The sequence below is a fragment of the Nonomuraea sp. NPDC050478 genome, from assembly GCF_044458265.1.
GTDB lineage: Bacteria > Actinomycetota > Actinomycetes > Streptosporangiales > Streptosporangiaceae > Nonomuraea > Nonomuraea ferruginea.
The window spans coordinates 48,986-65,006 of the sequence record NZ_JBITHT010000004.1 but is presented as its reverse complement, the minus strand read 5'-3'; the positions used below and the strand labels follow the sequence as shown (position 1 = coordinate 65,006).

Annotated in this window: 11 protein-coding genes; 5 read left to right on the top strand and 6 right to left on the bottom strand. The window is 71.2% G+C overall.

All coding sequences use genetic code 11. The annotated features are described in order from the left end of the window. Nucleotides 1-76: 76 nt before the first annotated feature. Together ACIBF7_RS20480 and ACIBF7_RS20475 are read right to left on the bottom strand one after the other, a co-directional pair. The gene (locus ACIBF7_RS20480) at nt 77-3,448 is read right to left on the bottom strand and encodes a hypothetical protein (protein WP_397197838.1); all 3,372 of its coding nucleotides are present in this window, start codon (nt 3,446-3,448) and stop codon (nt 77-79) included. A 5-nt stretch (nt 3,449-3,453) separates the two neighbouring features. After that, nucleotides 3,454-3,903 (bottom strand): hypothetical protein, encoded by a 450-nt coding sequence (locus tag ACIBF7_RS20475; protein WP_271276877.1) that lies wholly within the window; start codon nt 3,901-3,903, stop codon nt 3,454-3,456. Nucleotides 3,904-4,146: 243 nt separating this feature from the next. On the opposite strand from ACIBF7_RS20475, the gene ACIBF7_RS20470 reads away from it, so the two are divergent. Then, nucleotides 4,147-4,833: a CBM35 domain-containing protein gene (locus ACIBF7_RS20470; RefSeq protein WP_271276876.1), complete on the top strand. Its 687-nt coding sequence runs from the start codon at nt 4,147-4,149 to the stop codon at nt 4,831-4,833. 120 nt (nt 4,834-4,953) lie between these two features. Here ACIBF7_RS20470 and ACIBF7_RS20465 read toward each other — a convergent pair whose 3' ends face one another. Continuing rightward, nucleotides 4,954-6,807, bottom strand: a complete 1,854-nt coding sequence (locus tag ACIBF7_RS20465) for a PHB depolymerase family esterase (protein WP_397197837.1) — start codon at nt 6,805-6,807, stop codon at nt 4,954-4,956. A gap of 247 nt (nt 6,808-7,054) precedes the next feature. Here ACIBF7_RS20465 and ACIBF7_RS20460 point away from each other — a divergent pair, with 247 nt between their 5' ends. After that, complete coding sequence (locus tag ACIBF7_RS20460; RefSeq protein ID WP_261808707.1) at nt 7,055-7,513, top strand: MarR family winged helix-turn-helix transcriptional regulator; 459 nt, start codon at nt 7,055-7,057, stop codon at nt 7,511-7,513. Between the two features lie 418 nt (nt 7,514-7,931). Here the strand turns inward: ACIBF7_RS20460 and ACIBF7_RS20455 are convergent, their stop codons facing one another. The 3 genes from ACIBF7_RS20455 to ACIBF7_RS20445 are packed head-to-tail and all read right to left on the bottom strand — an operon-like array spanning nt 7,932 to nt 10,936. After that, nucleotides 7,932-8,831, bottom strand: coding sequence for an NAD(P)-dependent oxidoreductase (locus ACIBF7_RS20455; protein ID WP_397197836.1), 900 nt, complete (start codon nt 8,829-8,831; stop codon nt 7,932-7,934). Then, nucleotides 8,828-10,306 (bottom strand): MFS transporter, encoded by a 1,479-nt coding sequence (locus ACIBF7_RS20450; RefSeq protein WP_397197835.1) that lies wholly within the window; start codon nt 10,304-10,306, stop codon nt 8,828-8,830. The genes ACIBF7_RS20455 and ACIBF7_RS20450 overlap by 4 nt, the downstream gene beginning before the upstream one ends. 36 nt (nt 10,307-10,342) lie before the next feature. Next, on the bottom strand, nt 10,343-10,936 hold the full coding sequence (locus ACIBF7_RS20445; RefSeq protein ID WP_271276872.1) for an NADPH-dependent FMN reductase: 594 nt from the start codon (nt 10,934-10,936) through the stop codon (nt 10,343-10,345). Between the two features lie 142 nt (nt 10,937-11,078). Between ACIBF7_RS20445 and ACIBF7_RS20440 the strand changes: the two genes are divergently transcribed. The 3 genes from ACIBF7_RS20440 to ACIBF7_RS20430 all read left to right on the top strand — a co-directional run bounded on the left by ACIBF7_RS20440 (nt 11,079) and on the right by ACIBF7_RS20430 (nt 15,953). Next, nucleotides 11,079-14,267, top strand: a complete 3,189-nt coding sequence (locus ACIBF7_RS20440) for a BTAD domain-containing putative transcriptional regulator (RefSeq protein WP_397197834.1) — start codon at nt 11,079-11,081, stop codon at nt 14,265-14,267. A gap of 70 nt (nt 14,268-14,337) precedes the next feature. Beyond that, nucleotides 14,338-15,036, top strand: coding sequence for a TetR/AcrR family transcriptional regulator (locus ACIBF7_RS20435; RefSeq protein WP_219550467.1), 699 nt, complete (start codon nt 14,338-14,340; stop codon nt 15,034-15,036). Then, nucleotides 15,033-15,953 (top strand): alpha/beta hydrolase, encoded by a 921-nt coding sequence (locus ACIBF7_RS20430; RefSeq protein WP_397197833.1) that lies wholly within the window; start codon nt 15,033-15,035, stop codon nt 15,951-15,953. The genes ACIBF7_RS20435 and ACIBF7_RS20430 overlap by 4 nt, the downstream gene beginning before the upstream one ends. The last annotated feature ends 68 nt before the right edge of the window (nt 15,954-16,021 follow it).

The following is a 16,021-nucleotide window of genomic DNA, read 5'->3' as shown; positions in this document are numbered from 1 at the left end:
CACCGCCCACGTGCGCCCCGGGGAACTGCCCCACCTCGAACGCCTCCGACGCGCCTGAATCCCATCGACGCGTGTCTCAGGTCCGGGTACGTGCGCGTATTCCGGCCGCCTGGCTGACCGTGGTCCGTGCCTCTTCTCCGCGGCCCAGGCGGTCGAGGATCTCGGCGAGCGTGTCCAGCATGATCACGAGGTTGGGTTCGTGCGTGGCGGGTTCGTCGCGGGCGAGCCGCTCCAGGATCCCGGTGGCCCGTCGCGCAGGTTCCAGAGCCTCGGCCGGGCTGGACCACTGCAGGTTGGACGCCAGGAGGTGCAGGGTCGCGGCGAGGGCGAGCCGGTCCGCGCCGGGGTCGTCCCGGGCGAGGAGGTCGTAGAGGTGGGCGGCCTCTCCCGCCGCGGCGGCCGCCTCTTCGTGGCGTCCGACACGTCCCAGCCTGTGTGCGTGGCGTTTCAGCGCGAGCGCGAGGTGACCTCGGTGCTCGGCGGAACCGCCGCGGGCCAGCCGGCGGCGGATCTGGACGGCCTCGTCGCCGGCGGCCAGGGACTCCCACGGTTCGTCCTTGATCCACAGTGCTTCGGCCAGCGTCTTGAGCGTGACGGCCAGGCCTTGGTCACGCTCCTGGGTGTCGCCGTGGGAACGCCGCCGGTAGGCCGCCGCTATCTCGTTCAGCATGGCGACGTTCTCGTCCCGCGACTCGCGCTCGTAGGCGCCGGCGGGCTGCTCGTCCGGCGACCGGCCCACGCTGCCCGTGGTCATCGCCGTCAGCCCTCCGTGAATGGCGTACTCCAGCTCGGCGGCGGTGCCCTCCCGCAGGAGTTCCCGGGCGATCGCGCCGATCACGTCCAGGGTCTCGTCCCATCGCCCCAGCATCGCGAGGACGGTGCCGTGGGCGGCCAGCATGCCGAGCAGATCGGTCGCGTCGTCCCAGTGCCCGAGGAAGTCGATGGCGTCGCGCTGCCCGGCCAGGACGAGGTCCCATCGTTCCAGCCGGCGCAGCAGGAGGTCGAGCGAGAGGAAGGTGTGATAGAGCGCCACCCCGTCGGCGGTGGGGTTGGCCCGCGCCTCGTGGCGGAGCACCCGCGCGGCCGTTTCCAGGCCGGTCTCCACGTCGTCCTCGGTCCCTTGCACCCACACCAGGCCGAGCGCCCCGGCGAACGTGTCCTGCCAGGCGTCGCGGCCGTCCGAATCCTTCCGCCGGTCGAGGCGGCGACGGATCCGTACGGCCTCGTCGAGCACGGCGACGGCCGGTTCGGCGCGGCCCAGCCGCAGCAGCACCGCGGTCTGGAAGGCCAGCATCCCGTAGAGGCTGTCCTCGTGGGCGGGCTCGGCGGGGTTGTCGCGGGCGAGCCGGCGCAGGATCTCCATGGCCTCGTGGGCGAGCGCCGCGGCCTGCTCCGGTTCCGAGGCCACCAGGTTGCCCGCGAGGGCCATCAGCGCCGCCGCGACGTCGTCCGAGTAGTCCTTGCCCAGGTTCTCCTGGTCGCGTGCCAGCCGGCGGACGAGGTCGACGCCCTCGCGCGCGAGGGCCAGCGACTCCTCCGGCGCTCCCAGGTACGGCCCGCAGAGCGCGGCCACACAGATCACGGCGGCCAGGCGTTCCTGGTGTTCGGCGGGATCGTCGCGGGCGAGCCGGCGGAAGATCTCGACGGCCTCGCGGAACGCCGCCAGCGCCTCGTCCGGGCGGGCCAGGGCGGGCCGCAGCGCGTCACCGCCGGCGGAGAAGTAGGCCACCGCCGCCAGGTCGTCCGGCTGAGGTATGGCGCCCCCGAGCGCCAGGTCCATGGCGAGGTAGAACGCCGCCGCGGCGAGCTTGGGCTCGAACGTCCGGGGATCGGCGGCGGCCAGCGGCCGGTACAGCCGGGTGGCCTCGGTCAGCGCGGCGGCCGCCTTCTCCTCCTGGTGGGCCTGGTAGAGCCACCGGCCCAGGACGTCGTACAGCTCCGCGCGGGCGGCGGGATCGGTGAGCGTCGGCAGCCGGTGCCCGGCGAGGCGCTCGGTGAGGTCGGCCGCCGCGACGGCGAGGTCACCGGCCGCGTCGTCCGGGTCCTCGGGGAGGAGACGCTCCAGCGTTTCCAGCGTGGGGATCAGATGGGGCCAGCGTTCGCAGGCTGCGGTGAGGAACGTGATCGTCCGCGCGGCGTACGGCGGCAGCGTCCCGTCGCCGGACGGTGAGGCGAGCAGCGTCTCGGGGGCGGTGGCCGCCCACGCCTCCGGCTGGTGCTCGGGCAGGTCGTGGCCGGGCAGGCACAGGGCCAGGAAGTCCTCGGCGAGCCGGTCGGGGTAGAGGGGCTCCAGCACCGTACGGGGATCGGCGGGCGGGTAGCAGAAGGTGTGGTCGGTGAGCACCCGGTCGGTGTCACCGCCGACGCCGACGGCGTCCAGCGCCGCCATGGCGTCCCGGAAGCCCAGGGGACCGGTGAGCACGGCGGTGAACACGGCCCGTCGCATCCGGATCGGGTCGGTGCCGAACGTGGTGCGCGCGCCCGTCAGGGGATCGGCGGTGCCGTGCAGCGTGTGCCAGTGATGGCTCTCGCGCCCCAGCAGGTAGGCGGTCAGCGCCAGCATGCTCTCACCGGGCGCGGGCCGGGGCGTGTCACGGACGTGGCGGTCGACGGCGACCAGCGCGGCCATGTGCACCGCCAGGGTGAGGCCGAACTCCTCACGTTCCAGCCAGTCCGGCACGCCGATCACCGATGCCCGCGTCAGCCCGTAGCAGCGGGCGAAGCAGTCGCGGGCGGCCCTGAACATGTCGCGGCGGGCGTCCCTCGTGCTCGGCAGGGGGCCCAAGGACCGGGCGGCGCAGGCCCCGGGTGGCCAGCCTGCCTGGGTGAGGGCATGGCGCAGGGCGGGCCAGATGTGCTCGTTGCGGGCGAGGAGCAGCACTCGTACCGGTACGTCCTGGTCGAGGATCTTGTTGCTGAACAGCCACGTCAGGTGGGCCAGGGGCCAGCGGTCGGCGTAGTCGACCAGCATGAGGATCCCGCGGGCGGTCCCGAGGCGCAGGTCGTGGCCGGTCTGGTCCTCGGCGTCGACCACCTGAGCCGGCGCGTGCTCGGCGACGATCACCTTCCAGCCGTCGCCGACCGCCGCCGCGGCGAGGTGGGCGGCGAGGCGGGTCTTGCCCTGGCCGCCGGGGGCGTGCAGCCAGCGGACCGCGTGACTGTCACCGCTGTCGCGCCACGTGGTCAGCTCCTCGACTTCGCCGTCGCGCCCGGTGAAGTCCACCACGGCGTGGCGGGCGTTGAGAAGCTGGCTCGGCTGGGCCGGGAGCCCGAGAGCGTCCAGCGCGACTCTCAGCTGCGCCCGTCCGCTCGTCTCCTTGAGCAGGTACAGAGGTCTGCCGTCGCCGAAGACGTGCAGATCCGCGCCGATCACCCCGTAGGCGAAGCCGCTCTCGACCCGTACCTCCTGGTGAACGGTACGCCCCAGCTGGCCGAACATGCCGTCCATGCCGGTCACATGGGGCTGTCGGCGCCGCGGTCCGGCTGCGCGGGGGAGGCGTAGTAGTTGATGTCGCCGTCTATCACGGAGAACTGCCGGGAGTTGTCGCGGGCGATGTTGTACTGGTGCTGCACCCGCTGCGCGTCGGGCAGAGCCTCACGTACGCGCGCGACGAGCTCTCGCAGCTCGGCCTCGACCTCGGGGTGCTCCTCCAGCAACTGGGCCAGCGCCATCTCCCAGACCGGCACCAGCGTCTGCCGCGCCTGGCCGGGATCGCCGGCCCGCTCCACCAGGACGACGTTGCCGTCGAGCTGAGCTTCGACGGCGGCCTGACGCTCGGGCCCCTGGCGGCTGAACAGCCGGGCCACACCGCTGCGGGTCGCCTGCCAGGCATCGGTGGCCATGGCTCCCACCAGAGCCGCCCCACCGCTGGCGGCCAACGCCACCAGGGATTCGGTCAGCATCGGCTCCTCCCTTCCTCGCGCATATCCGTTGCACGCCAATCCACCGAAAGTCAGATCAATACTGACGGCGCACGGCGGGAAACGCCTCACGAACGACGAAGATTCCGAGATCGTCATAATTCCCGTACCGGCCTTCGTCTGAGGCGATCAAGGTGCCACCCTGGAGCCATGTCGAATGCGGCGAGAGGGCAGAAGCGAGCGCCAGGTACGTGGGTATGGCGGGCGGTGCGGAACACCGCGATCGTGGTGCTGGTGGTCTCGCTTCTGGTCTGGTTCCTCGTCGACCCGCTCCGTCTGCCAGGGGATGTGCTGGAGGGGCTGAATCGACGGGCCAGCGTGATCGGGATGTTCACGGGCGCGGCCGGGCTGGTCGTCTCGATGCTGGGGTTGCGCGCGCAACTGCGAAGCCGGCCCGCCGACGACGACGCGTCCATCTCGGGGACACCGGAGCCCGCCCACGCCCGTGGCCCGCGACCTCGTACGATCCTGCTGATCGCGGCCGTGCCGGCCGTCGTGGTGACCACCCTGATCGTCCTGGCCGTCGTATCAGAGAGGCCGGTCCGTTACGAGGCCGAGGACGGCACTTACCACAATGCCAGGCGCCTTTACAATATCGACGGCGCGTCGAACAACGCTTCTATGGGCTATTTGAACCACCCGGACAGCTGGGTCGAAATCAAGGTGTACGCGCCCAGGGCCGACACCTATACGGTGAACGTGCGGTACAGCGCCGCCGATGGCAACGCGCGTCAGTATCTGACGGTGAATGGCTCGTACAAGGTCGTCCTGCATTATCCGGGTAGTGACACCTGGACGTCCTGGTCGGACGCGCCGGTCAGGCTGAAGCTGGACCACAAATGGAACACGCTGCGATTCCAGCACGACGACGGACTGTTCGCGGCCGAACTGGACTACGTCGAGATCTCCTGATGCGGCCGGTTCGGCGCGTTCTGAGAGGTCGTGCGGTGCTTCCGCCGCCGCCGGCGCGGATCCCTTGATCACGGCCCGGTCCCACCTGACGGAGCCGTGATCAGGGAAGCGCGCTGACGGTCAGGCGCAGGTGTAGCCGGACGGCAGGGCGGTGTCGCCGTTGGGCCTGCTCGCTTGGAAGCCGAAGCTGGTGGTGCCGGCTCCCGGCGCGAGCGTGCCGTTGTGGCTGACACTTCTGACCGTGACGGTCTGGCCGCTGGTGGTGACGGTGCCGTTCCACGAGCCGGTCAGGGTGTGCCCGGCCGGCAGGGTGAAGGTGACCGTCCAGCCGTTGATCGTCGAGGTGCTGGTGTTGGTGATGGTCAGCGGCTGGATCACATACCCGTTCCCCCACTGGGACTGCACGGTCGGGGTGGCCGAGCAGGCACCCGTCGTGCCTCCCTGCGTGGTGATCTGGACGGTGTTGGAGACCGGTGAGACGTTGCCGGCGGCATCGCGCGCCCGGACCTGGTAGCGGTAGGTGGTGCCCGCGGTCAGGCCCGTGTCGGTGAACGAGGTCGTGGCCGAGGTGCCGGCCTGGGCGAACGTGCCGCCCGACGCGCCGGGAGCGCGCAGGATCTCATAGCCGGTCACACCGGTGTCGTCGGTGGAGGCCGTCCAGGTCAGGCTGGTGCCGGTCGTGGTGGTGCCCGAGGCGGTGAGCCCGGCCGGGGCGGTCGGCGGCGTGGTGTCGCCTCCGGTGGCGGCCGTGGTGAAGGTGACCGTCGCGGAGTTGCCCGACAGGTTGCCCGCGCCGTCGCGCGCCCGTACGTACACCTGGTACTGGGTGCTGGCGCTCAGCCCGGTCAGGGTGATCGACGTGGTGGCGGACTGGCCGAGCTGCGGGTCGGTGGCGCCCTGCTCCCGGTAGACGTTGTAGCCGGCCAGGCCGGAGCCGCCCTGGTCGGTGGACGCGGTCCAGGTCAGCGTGGCGCTGGAGGCGGTCACGTTGGACGCGACCGGGGTGCCTGGCGTGGTCGGCGGCGTGGTGTCGGTCTGGCTGGTGGTCAAGCCGAAGAACTCGACGGCGTAGCGGGCCATGCCGCTCTGCGGTAGAGCGTGCCCGGCGCCCTGGATGCTGTACGCCTCCACCTGCACGGTGCCGGACGGATCGGCGTACCGGCTGCGGTTCCAGTTTGCCTGAGGGGCGTCGGTGCTGGTCGGGGTCTGGCTCAGCCCGAACACGTTGGTCCACTGCTCGATCGACTCCCGCAGCAGCGAGTAGGGCACGAGGGTGTCGCTGGTGCCGTGCCACAGCTGCATGCGCGGGCGGGGGCCGGTATATCCCGGGTACGCCTGGCGGACCGCGTCACCCCACTGCTGGGGGGTTCGGTCCATGCTCCCGCCGGTGCACCTGCTGCTTCCCGGCGGGTAGTCGGAGGCGCCGGCGAAGCAGTTGAAGGGCACGCCCATGAAGGAGGCCCCTGCCTTGAACACGTCCGGGTAGACGGCGAGCATGTGCTGGGTCATCATGCCGCCGGACGAGCTTCCCGTGGCGTAGACCCGGTTAGGGTCTCCCTGGTGGGTCCGCTCGACATAGTCGATCATCGAGAGGATCGAGACCGGGTCGCTGCCGCCGCCGCGCCGCTTGGCCGCGTCCGACCAGGTGTCGAAGCAGTTGCCGAACCCCGCCGACTGGGTGGCGGTCGGGTAGATGACGACGAAGCCGTATCGATCCGCCAGCGAGGCGAACTCACTGCCCTGGTAGAAGCCGGGACCGGACCCGCCGCAGCCGTGCATCGCCACCACGATCGCCGGCGAGGCCGGGCGCGAGTCCGGCACATAGACGTGCATCCGCATGTTGCCCGGGTTGCTGCCGAAACTGGTCACCTCCACCAGGGTGGCGGCGACGGCCGGCGATCCGAGTACCACGGTCATGACGGCAAAGAGCGCCGTGGCGCAGGCACCAGCCAGCACCGTGGTCAAGCGTCTCATTCGCGCTCCTCCTCTCCATGTCCGCGGCGCGCCGCGGATCGGTCCGCCGCGTAATGACGTCGGTTCGCTGGAAAATAGAAGGGCCACGATCCACCGTCAATGCACGCCCGCTGGGCGTCCCCGCCGGTTCACCTGGCGCAGAGCCGTTTCCCATGGTTATCAAGTAACTTGCTATCAAGGACCTTGATAACGGGGTGAGAAACTTACATCGGGGCCCGTACTGACAGGGGCGCGATATCGTCTCCTGGTGACCGATCCGGGTGTCCCCGCGGACGCGCCGCCGCCCCGTGTGAGCTACCTCGTGTTCCGGCTGGAACGCCGCATCCGCGCCTGCCTGGACGATGCGCTCGCCCGGCACGGCATGACGACCACCGGATACATGGCGCTCAGCGAGCTGCGCCTGCGCGACGCCCCGTCCTCGGCCGACCTGGCCCGCATCGCCTTCGTCACCCCGCAGGCGATGAACCTGGTCATCCGCGATCTCGAACAACGCGGCCTGATCCGCCGCGACCCGCATCCCGACGGCGGCCGCGCTCTGCGCACCCGCCTCACCCCGAAGGGCCTGAGCACCCTCCGGCGATGCGACCGCTCCCTCGACAGCATCGAAGCCGTCATGCTCGCCGAGATCGACGACCCGGACCGCACGACACTCGCGGAAACGCTCACCCTGTGCGCCCGAGCCCTCCACTCGGACACGCGACCCTGACCTCAGTCCTTCGCTCGCAGAAGCCTTCACCTGGGAAGACGGCTCAGAGCTGAAGCCGGATCGGGTCAGTGAGCATTTCACGCTGATCATCGCGGCGGGTGTCCGAGACTGCCGGTCTCTCCACAGTCCCCCAAAGGGGAGGGCCAGTATCGCCCACCACATCGCAGCAGGTCAGGGGCCGGCCTTCTCGCTGTCTGGACCGTGACCTCGGCCGTCACCCACCCGGACGGACCGTCACACTCTGGTGGATGGTTGTTCCGCACAGCAGACTTCTTTATTCGGAAACCAGGGATCCCCAGAGGAGGTGTCCACCAAACCGGGTCCAGCATCGTGCTTGGGCGTAGCTCGAACCCGGCGAGTCTGGCGATCCACAGACCCGCCACGCCAGAGCTACGCCCACGTGTGATGGGTACGCGGTCTAGGCTCGGCTGGGCCGGCCCAGCAGCTCGAACAGGCTGGAGAAGCCTTGGTCGCCGTGGCCGCCGGCGATCCTGCGGTCCATCAGTTCCTTGACCTCCTTCATCCGGACGGCTTCCACGCCGAGGGATTCGCGGTGGTTGATCAGGTCGTCCATCAGCGCCGCCTGGACGTTGAGCGGACCGAGATCCGGTGCGTACTCGCCGCTCTTGACGGCCTTGCCCATCGAGGTCAGCAACGACGGGTACATGGCCACAGAACCGGCGACGCGCTCGGTGAACTCCACCACGTCGACCCCTTCCGCCTGGACCAGGCGGAGCACGTGCAGATAGCCGATGAGCAGTTCGTAGCCCACCGCGACCTGGGCCATGAACTCCACGGCTGCCAGGCCGGCGTCCTCACCGTGGTAGGCGATGCCGCCCAGTTCCCGCAGCGTCGGCTCGTGAGCGTCGAAGGTGGGGCGGGAACCGCTGAAGAGGAGCATGACGTTGGGGGTTCCCACGTAGGGCGGATCCCCCATGATCTTGCCGTCGATGTACTCGGCGCCGTGTTCACGCGCCCAGCGCTCGTTCGCCCGGGCCTGGCCTGCGGAGCCACTGGTCACGTTCACCAGCACCTTGCCCGCGACCGCCGGCCCCACGGACGCCAGCACCTCCTCGACCGCCGTGTTGTCGAGCAGGCAGACGATGACCAGCGGGCTCGCCGCCACCGCCTCGGCGGCCGTGGCGGCGGCCGTGGCGCCGCTCTCCACCAACGGGGTGCTCCTGCTCGCGGTCCGGTTCCAGACCGTCGTGCGATGGCCGCGGTCGACGAAGGTCCTGGCGATCGCCGACCCCATCTCACCGAGCCCCAGTACGGTGACCTGGCTGGTCGCGGCGGTCGGGTTCCTGGTCGTCGTCATGATGACGCCCTTCGTGTCGAAGCGTGGGGTGCGTTCGGTGGTTCGGCCAAGGTCGGTGACGGGGTGGCCGGGGTGGTGCGGCGGGTGATGGTCAGGGCGGCGAGGATGCCTGCGAGGGTGAGTGCGGCCGCGAGGTAGACCGCGTCGCGCAGGCCGTCGGAGGTGGCGGCGCGCAGCGCCTCGCCGGTCAGCCCGGTGAGCCCGGAGGCGGAGACGCTGACCAGGATGGCCAGGCCCACGCCGGTGCCGACCTGGAGGGCGGTGTTGGCCATGCCCCCTGCGGCGCCCTGGTCGTTGTCGGCCACGCCGGTGCCCGAGACGCCGAACATGGTCGGGTAGATCGTTCCCATGCCCATGCCGTACACGATCAGGCCGGCGAGGATCGTCCAGTACGAGCCGTCGGCGCGCATGCCCGCGGCCATCAGCGCGCCGCCGGCGGAGCCGAGCAGCAGGGCGATGATCAAGGTGGCTCGGGCGCCGATGCGGTTGATCAGTCGTTCCGCGACGAAGTTGGCGATGCCGATCACCACGGAGAGGCCCAGGAAGACCAGCCCTGCCTGCAGTGCCGAGTAGCCGAGCACGTCCTGGACGTACAGGGTGAGGAAGTAGACCAGGTTCTGCATGGTGATGCCGAAGGTGAGGATCACCAGCAGGCCGGCGCGGACGTTGGGGTTGGCGAACAGCCGCAGCGGCATCAGCGGGTGCCTGGTGCGGGCCTCGATGACGACGAACGCGGTCAGCAGCGCCACGGCGAGGACGGCGGAGGCGAGGACGGAGGTCGTGTTCCAGCCGATCTCCGGGCCCTGGGCGATGGCGAAGACGAGCAGGGTCAGCCCGGCCGTTCCGGTCAGGGCGCCCGGGATGTCGAAGCCGCGTCCCCGTTGGCGCGGGCCGTCCACGTCGAGCAGGGCGAACGCGCCCACGGTGCCCGCCACGACCAGCGGCACGTTCACCAGGAACACCGCCTCCCAGCCGAACGCGTGGGTCAGCACACCGCCGAGCAGGGCGCCCAGGCTCAGCCCGCCAGCGCCTGCCATGGCCCACACGGCCAGGGCGCGTACGCGCTCGCGGCCTTCGGTGAACCTGGTGGTGACCAGCGAGAGCGTGGCCGGGAACAGGAAGGCGCCGCCGATTCCCTGGAGCGCCCGCGCCGCGATCAGTGTCGCGGGTGAGGTCGCCAGGCCACCCAGGAGCGAGGCACCGCCGAACAGGAGCATGCCCAGGACGAACATGCGGCGGCGGCCGAGCAGGTCGGACGAGCGGCCGCCCAGCAGCAGGAAGCCGCCGAAGAAGATGGCGTAGGCGCTGACCACCCATTGGACGGCGTGACCGGACAGCCCGACCTCGCGGGCGATGTCGGGCAGCGCCACGTACACGATGGTGAAGTCGAGCGACGTGATCAGGCTGGAGAAGGCCAGCAGAGCGAGGATCCAGCGCGACCTGGCGCTGGTGGTCATTCTTTGTGGCGATGGCATCGCGATCTCCTCAGAAGGTTCGGGGCAAGGCTTCTGTCACGCCACGTAGGGGCGTTCCGCACGGGCGTCACGAAGGGTGCGGGCCCACCAGGTCAGCTGGTCGATCAGGCTCTCCGCCGCCGCGCGGCAGCCGACCTCGTCGATCGGGCGGCCGTGGTCGTCGAACTTGTCCCGGCAGGAGTGGAAGCTCACCGTGTTGCGGACGGTGACGGCGTGGAGCTCGGCGAAGACCTGCCTGAGGTGCTCGACGGCGCGCAGACCTCCGGAGGCTCCGCCGTAGGAGACGAAGCCGACCGGTTTGGCCTGCCATTCGTCGACGTACCAGTCGATGGCCGTCTTGAGCGAGGCGGGGAAGCTGCGGTTGTACTCCGGCGTGACGATCACGAACGCGTCGGCCCGGTCCAGCCGTGCTCCGAGCTTCCGTACCGGTTCTGGCGCCTCGGAAGGCCCCGTGTCGTCAGCGGCGAGTACGGCGGGCAGGGCGACATCGGCGAGGTCGATGATGTCGAGACGGAGGGCGGGGTGCCGGCGGGCCTCCCCGGCGAACCATTCGGCCACCGTGGGACCGAACCGGCGGTCCCGGATGCTGCCGGTGATGATGGCGACGTTCAGCGGTGCGGTCGCGGTCATCGCTCTCTCCCTTCGAAACTTCCTGTGCGGCTCGGTGGGACGAGCATGGCGACCGGCGCTTTTCCGGCTCTTACCGCGCGCTTCTCGCCGGCGGCGGGCCGCGGTAAGCGGGGCCGGGGAAAGCGCCAGATAGTGTGACGACATGCGATTCGGGGTGCTCGGGCCGCTGGGGGTATGGACGGCGGACGGCGCCCCGGTGGTGGTGCGCGGGGCGAAGGTCCGCGCGCTGCTGGCCGTGCTCCTCGGGCATGAGGGGCGGCCGGTGCCGGTGGACCGGCTGATCGACGACCTGTGGGGTGACGCGCCGCCGCGCAATCCGTCCGGGGCACTCCAGGTCAAGGTCTCGCAGCTGCGCCGCGCCCTGGACGAGGCCGAGCCGGGCGCCAGGAACCTGGTGTCCTTCGAGGAGACCGTGGGGTACCGGCTTGGGATCGATGCGGAGGCCGTCGACGCGATGCGGTTCACCGGGCTGCTGGCGCGGGCGCGCGAGGCGCCCAGCCCGCGGTCACGGGCGGGCCTGCTGACCGAGGCGCTGGAGCTGTGGCGCGGGCCGGCCTACGCCGACTTCGCCGACGAGGAGTTCGCGCGGCTGCCGATGGCGCTCCTGGAAGAGCAGCGGCTCACCGCCCTGGAGGAACGGGCGGAGGCGCGCCTGGAGATCGGTGAGCTGGGCGCCCTGGCGGGCGAACTGGGCGACCTGGTCGAACGCCATCCGCTGCGCGAACGCCTCCGCGCCGCGTACATGCGCGCCCTGTACGGCACCGGCCGGCAGAGCGACGCCCTGGAGACCTACGCCGACCTGCTGACGCGGCTGCGTGAGGAACTGGGCCTGGACCCAGGGCCGGAGATCGCCGGACTTCACCGCCGGATCCTCGAGCAGGACCCTGCCCTGGCCACCGCGCCAGAGGCGGCGCCGCGGACGAACCTGCCCGCGCAGATCAGCGAGCTGGTCGGGCGTGAGGAGGCGCTGGCCCAGGTCCAGGCGCTGCTGAAGTCGGCCAGGCTGGTCACGCTCACCGGCCCGGGCGGTGTCGGCAAGACGCGGATGGCTTTGGAGACCGCCGCTGGCGTCGCCGGGGATCACCCTGACGGCGTGTGGCTCGTCGAGCTGGCCGGCCTCGACAGGACGGCCGGGGCGCCCAGGACCGATCGGCTCGTGGAGAAGGTCATCGCCGTGCTCGACATCCGCGACGACACCGCCCCCGGCATGCCGCGTTCCGGCGCTCCCTCGGATCCGGCGGAACGGCTCGCCGACGCGCTGCGTACCCGCCGGACGCTGCTCGTCCTGGACAACTGCGAGCACGTGATCGACGAGGTCGCCGCGTTGAGCGAGCGGCTGCTGCGGGCCGCGCCGGAGGTGCGGATCCTCGCCACCAGTCAGGAGCCCCTGGGGCTCGCCGGGGAGTCCGTCTGGCCGGTCCCGCCGCTGGAGGCGCCCCTCTCCCCGGCCGAGACCGGGGTGGCGACCCTCCGCAGGTTCAGCGCCGTCCGGTTGTTCGAGGCGCGCGCGGCGGCCGCCGTTCCCGGGTTCGTGATCGACCACACCAACGCCCGGGTGGTCGCGGCGATCTGCCGCCGGCTGGACGGCGTCCCGCTGGCCCTGGAGCTGGCGGCCACCCGCCTGCGCGCACTGGACGTCCACGACCTGGCCGAACGGCTCGACGACCGGTTCCGGCTGCTCTCCTCCGGGCACCGCGGCGCCCCGGCGCGGCAGCGGACCCTGCGCGCGATGATCGACTGGAGCTGGGAGCTGCTGTCCGAGCCGGAACGCCTTGTCCTGCGGCGCCTCGCCGTACACACGGAGGGCTGCGCGCTGGAGGCGGCCGAGGTGATCTGCGCGGACGGCGGCGACGTGGCGCCGGAGGACGTCCTCGACCTGCTGGCCCGCCTCGTCGACCGTTCGATGGTGGTCAGGGCCGGTGGAGCGGGCAGCAGCCGCTACCGGCTGCTGGAATCGGTCGCGGCCTACGCGCTGGACCGTCTGGAGGAGGCCGGTGAGACCGAACGGATCCGCCTCCGGCACCTGATCTTCCACACCGAACTGGCCGAGCGCGCGGAGCCGCGGCTGCATGGCCCTGACCAGCGGCGCTGGCTTCGGCGCCTGGACGCGGAACACGGCAACCTGCGCGCGGCGCTGGAGGAGGCCGTCCGGCGGCAGGACGCCGGCCTCGCACTGCGCCTGGTCAACGCGCTGGCCTGGTACTGGTTCCTGCGCGGGAGGATCGGTGAGGGCCGGCGCGCGTTCACGATGGCGCTGGCCATCCGGGGGGCGGCCCCCGCCGCGACGAGAGCACGGGCCGAGGCCTGGCAGACCGGGCTGGATCTGCTGGGCGAGCGTACGACGGACTTCCGTACGCCTGCGGAGACCATCGCCGACCCCGGCGAACGCGCCAGAGCGGAGTGGTTCCTCAGCGACGTGCTGCTCGGAGCCGGCGACCTGGCACTCAGCCAGGACCTGGTCAACCGGGCGCTCCCCGTGCTCCAGCGGCTCGGCGACCGCTGGGGCACCGCCGCGGCCCTGGCCACCGTGGCCAACCACGCGCTCGTCCGCAGCGACCTCGGCACGCTCGAACGAGCCGGGAACGAGAGCCTGGCGATATTCGAGGAGCTGGGGGACCGGTGGGGGCAGGTACGGGCCATCGACCTGCTCGGCAGGCTCGCGGAGATCAAGGGCGACCATCGCAGGTCCGCCGATCTCGGCCGCACCGGACTCCGGCTGGCCGAGGAACTCGGGCTGTGGCTGCAGGTCTCGCTGCTCCAGTCCGGGCTCGGCCGGATCGCCCTGCTGGCCGGCGACCACGCCGCGTCCGACCGGTGCCACGAGCGAGCCAGGGCCCTCGCCGCCGAGCACGGTTACCGCACAGGCGAGACCTTCGCCCGCACCGGCCTGGCCCTCACCGCCCGCCGAGCGGGCCGCCTCGACGACGCCGAGGCCCACATGCGCGACGTCCTCGCCTGGGAACGCGAGGTGCGGTACGCGCCGGGCATCGCGCTCGGGCTGGCCGAGCTCGGCTTCACCGCCGAGCAGAGAGGAGACGCCGCCGCGGCGGAGGAACTCCACCGGGAGGCCCTCGCCGTCGCACAGGACACCGGCGACCCCAGGGCGATCGCGCTCGCCCTGGAAGGCTTGGCCGGCACGGCGGCCCTGACGGGCGCCCATGCGGAAGCGGCACGACTCCTCGGCGAAGCCGCCGCCCTGCGCCGGTCCGCGGGCGCACCCCTGCCACCCGAGGAGCACGGGGACGTCGACCGCATCACGGCCACGGCACGAGCCGCACTCGGCGACGACGCCTTCGCCACGGCCTTCGCCGAAGGTCACGCCACGGCCTGACAAGCCTGTCCGTGCCTTCGGTATCACCGAACGCGCAGTCATCCGCCGTACATGTATTACGATACGGTACGTGACGTATCGAGATAATGGTGAGGGGGCGGCGCGCGGCCGTCCCCGTGACGCGGCTCTGGATCAGCGGATCACCGCTGTCGTCCTGGAGGTGCTGGGGGAGTCCGGTTACCAGGGGGTGTCCTTCGAGGAGGTCGCCCGGCGGTGCCAGACATCCAAGGCGAGCCTGTACCGACGGTGGGGGTCCAAGCGGGAGATGGTGATCGCCGCGGTCAAGGCAGGGCCCGCGGAGCGCGAGGCCGGTGAGCCGATCGACACGGGCACCCTGCGCGGGGACGTGCTGAGCCTGTGCCGGCGGCTGGACCAGACCATGCGCGCCGCGGACAGTCAGACCGCGATGCTGCTTCTGCAGGCGGGTCTGGAGGACCCGGGCCTGTGCGAGGCCATCGAGAACGCCGTCGGCCCAACAGGTGCTCGGTTGCCGCGACGGGTCATCGACACCGCGATCGCACGCGGCGAGCTGCCCGACGGCGCGGACCCTTTCGCCTTCGAGGAGGTGGTCGGTGCCGCCCTCCTGCTGCGACGGGTCAACGGCCTCGCGGTCGACGAGGAGTACCTGTCCGCACTCGTCGACACCGTCGTCATCCCAGCCCTGAAGGCATCGTCCGGGCGTGCCCCCCTGCCCGCCGGGATCTTCTCCGGCCGCCCAGCCCTCACCGCCCATGAGACCGCCGCGCCTGACGCGAAGGAGAACGCATGACCACCCGACTGACGATCAGCGGTTTCGACTACCGGACCATCCCCGGCGCCGACGGCGTCAACCTCAACGTCGCCGTCGGCGGGAGCGGGCCGGCCGTGGTCCTCCTGCACGGGTTCCCGCAGACCCACTACATGTGGCGCCACGTCGCGGCGCGGCTCGCCGACGACCACCGGGTCATCGTCCCTGACCTGCGCGGATACGGCGACAGCGACAAGCCGGACGGGAGTGACCCCGCCACGTACTCCAAGCGCACGATGGCTCAGGACATCGTGACGGTCGCGTCCGCCCTCGGCGTGGACCACTTCGGGCTCGTCGGGCACGACCGCGGTGCGCTGGTCGCCGTCCGCGCAGGCTTGGACCACCCCGCCGTCGTGGACTACCTGGGAATCCTCGACGTCCTGCCCACCCTCGACACCTGGGCCGTTCTCCGGGGAGTCGACGCCAAGGTCGCCTGGCACCTGTACCTGATGGCTCAGCCTGTCGGGCTTCCCGAGAAGATGATCCGCGCGGTCGCTCCGGAGTTCTTCGGCTCCTTCCTGGACGCCTGGGACCCCAGCGGCACGACTTTCACCCATGAGGAGCGCGCCCACTACATCGACAGCTCGGTCGCCGCGGTCGACTCCATCGTGGCCGACTACCGGGCCACCGCGAGCATCGATCTCGAGATGGATCGAGCCGACCGTGAGCGTGGTGCGCAGCTCGCGATGCCGGTCGGCGTCATCTCTCAGGACTGGGGCTCCCGGCTCGGCTTCGACGCCGCATCGCTGTGGCGGGCCTGGGCGCCGGACCTGACCTACCAGCCGACCGCATCCGGTCACTTCATGGCCGAAGAGAACCCCGTCGAGATCGCCACCTTCATCACCACCCTTGCGACGCGCCCGAACGCGCGGAACCACCGAGTCGTTCCCGGCAAGTGATCGTCGCTGTCGGTGATGGCCGTGTCCTCGGTCGCGGTCGATTGCAGAGCCCGATGGGACGGGTTCTG

Bases quoted from the DNA above. Each gene is read 5' to 3' on its own strand.
- ACIBF7_RS20480 (WP_397197838.1), bottom strand. From the start codon at position 3,448: ATGGACGGCATGTTCGGCCAGCTGGGGCGTACCGTTCACCAGGAGGTA.
- ACIBF7_RS20475 (WP_271276877.1), bottom strand. From the start codon at position 3,903: ATGCTGACCGAATCCCTGGTGGCGTTGGCCGCCAGCGGTGGGGCGGCT.
- ACIBF7_RS20465 (WP_397197837.1), bottom strand. From the start codon at position 6,807: ATGAGACGCTTGACCACGGTGCTGGCTGGTGCCTGCGCCACGGCGCTC.
- ACIBF7_RS20455 (WP_397197836.1), bottom strand. From the start codon at position 8,831: ATGACGACGACCAGGAACCCGACCGCCGCGACCAGCCAGGTCACCGTA.
- ACIBF7_RS20450 (WP_397197835.1), bottom strand. From the start codon at position 10,306: ATGCCATCGCCACAAAGAATGACCACCAGCGCCAGGTCGCGCTGGATC.
- ACIBF7_RS20445 (WP_271276872.1), bottom strand. From the start codon at position 10,936: ATGACCGCGACCGCACCGCTGAACGTCGCCATCATCACCGGCAGCATC.
- ACIBF7_RS20440 (WP_397197834.1), top strand. From the start codon at position 11,079: ATGCGATTCGGGGTGCTCGGGCCGCTGGGGGTATGGACGGCGGACGGC.
- ACIBF7_RS20430 (WP_397197833.1), top strand. From the start codon at position 15,033: ATGACCACCCGACTGACGATCAGCGGTTTCGACTACCGGACCATCCCC.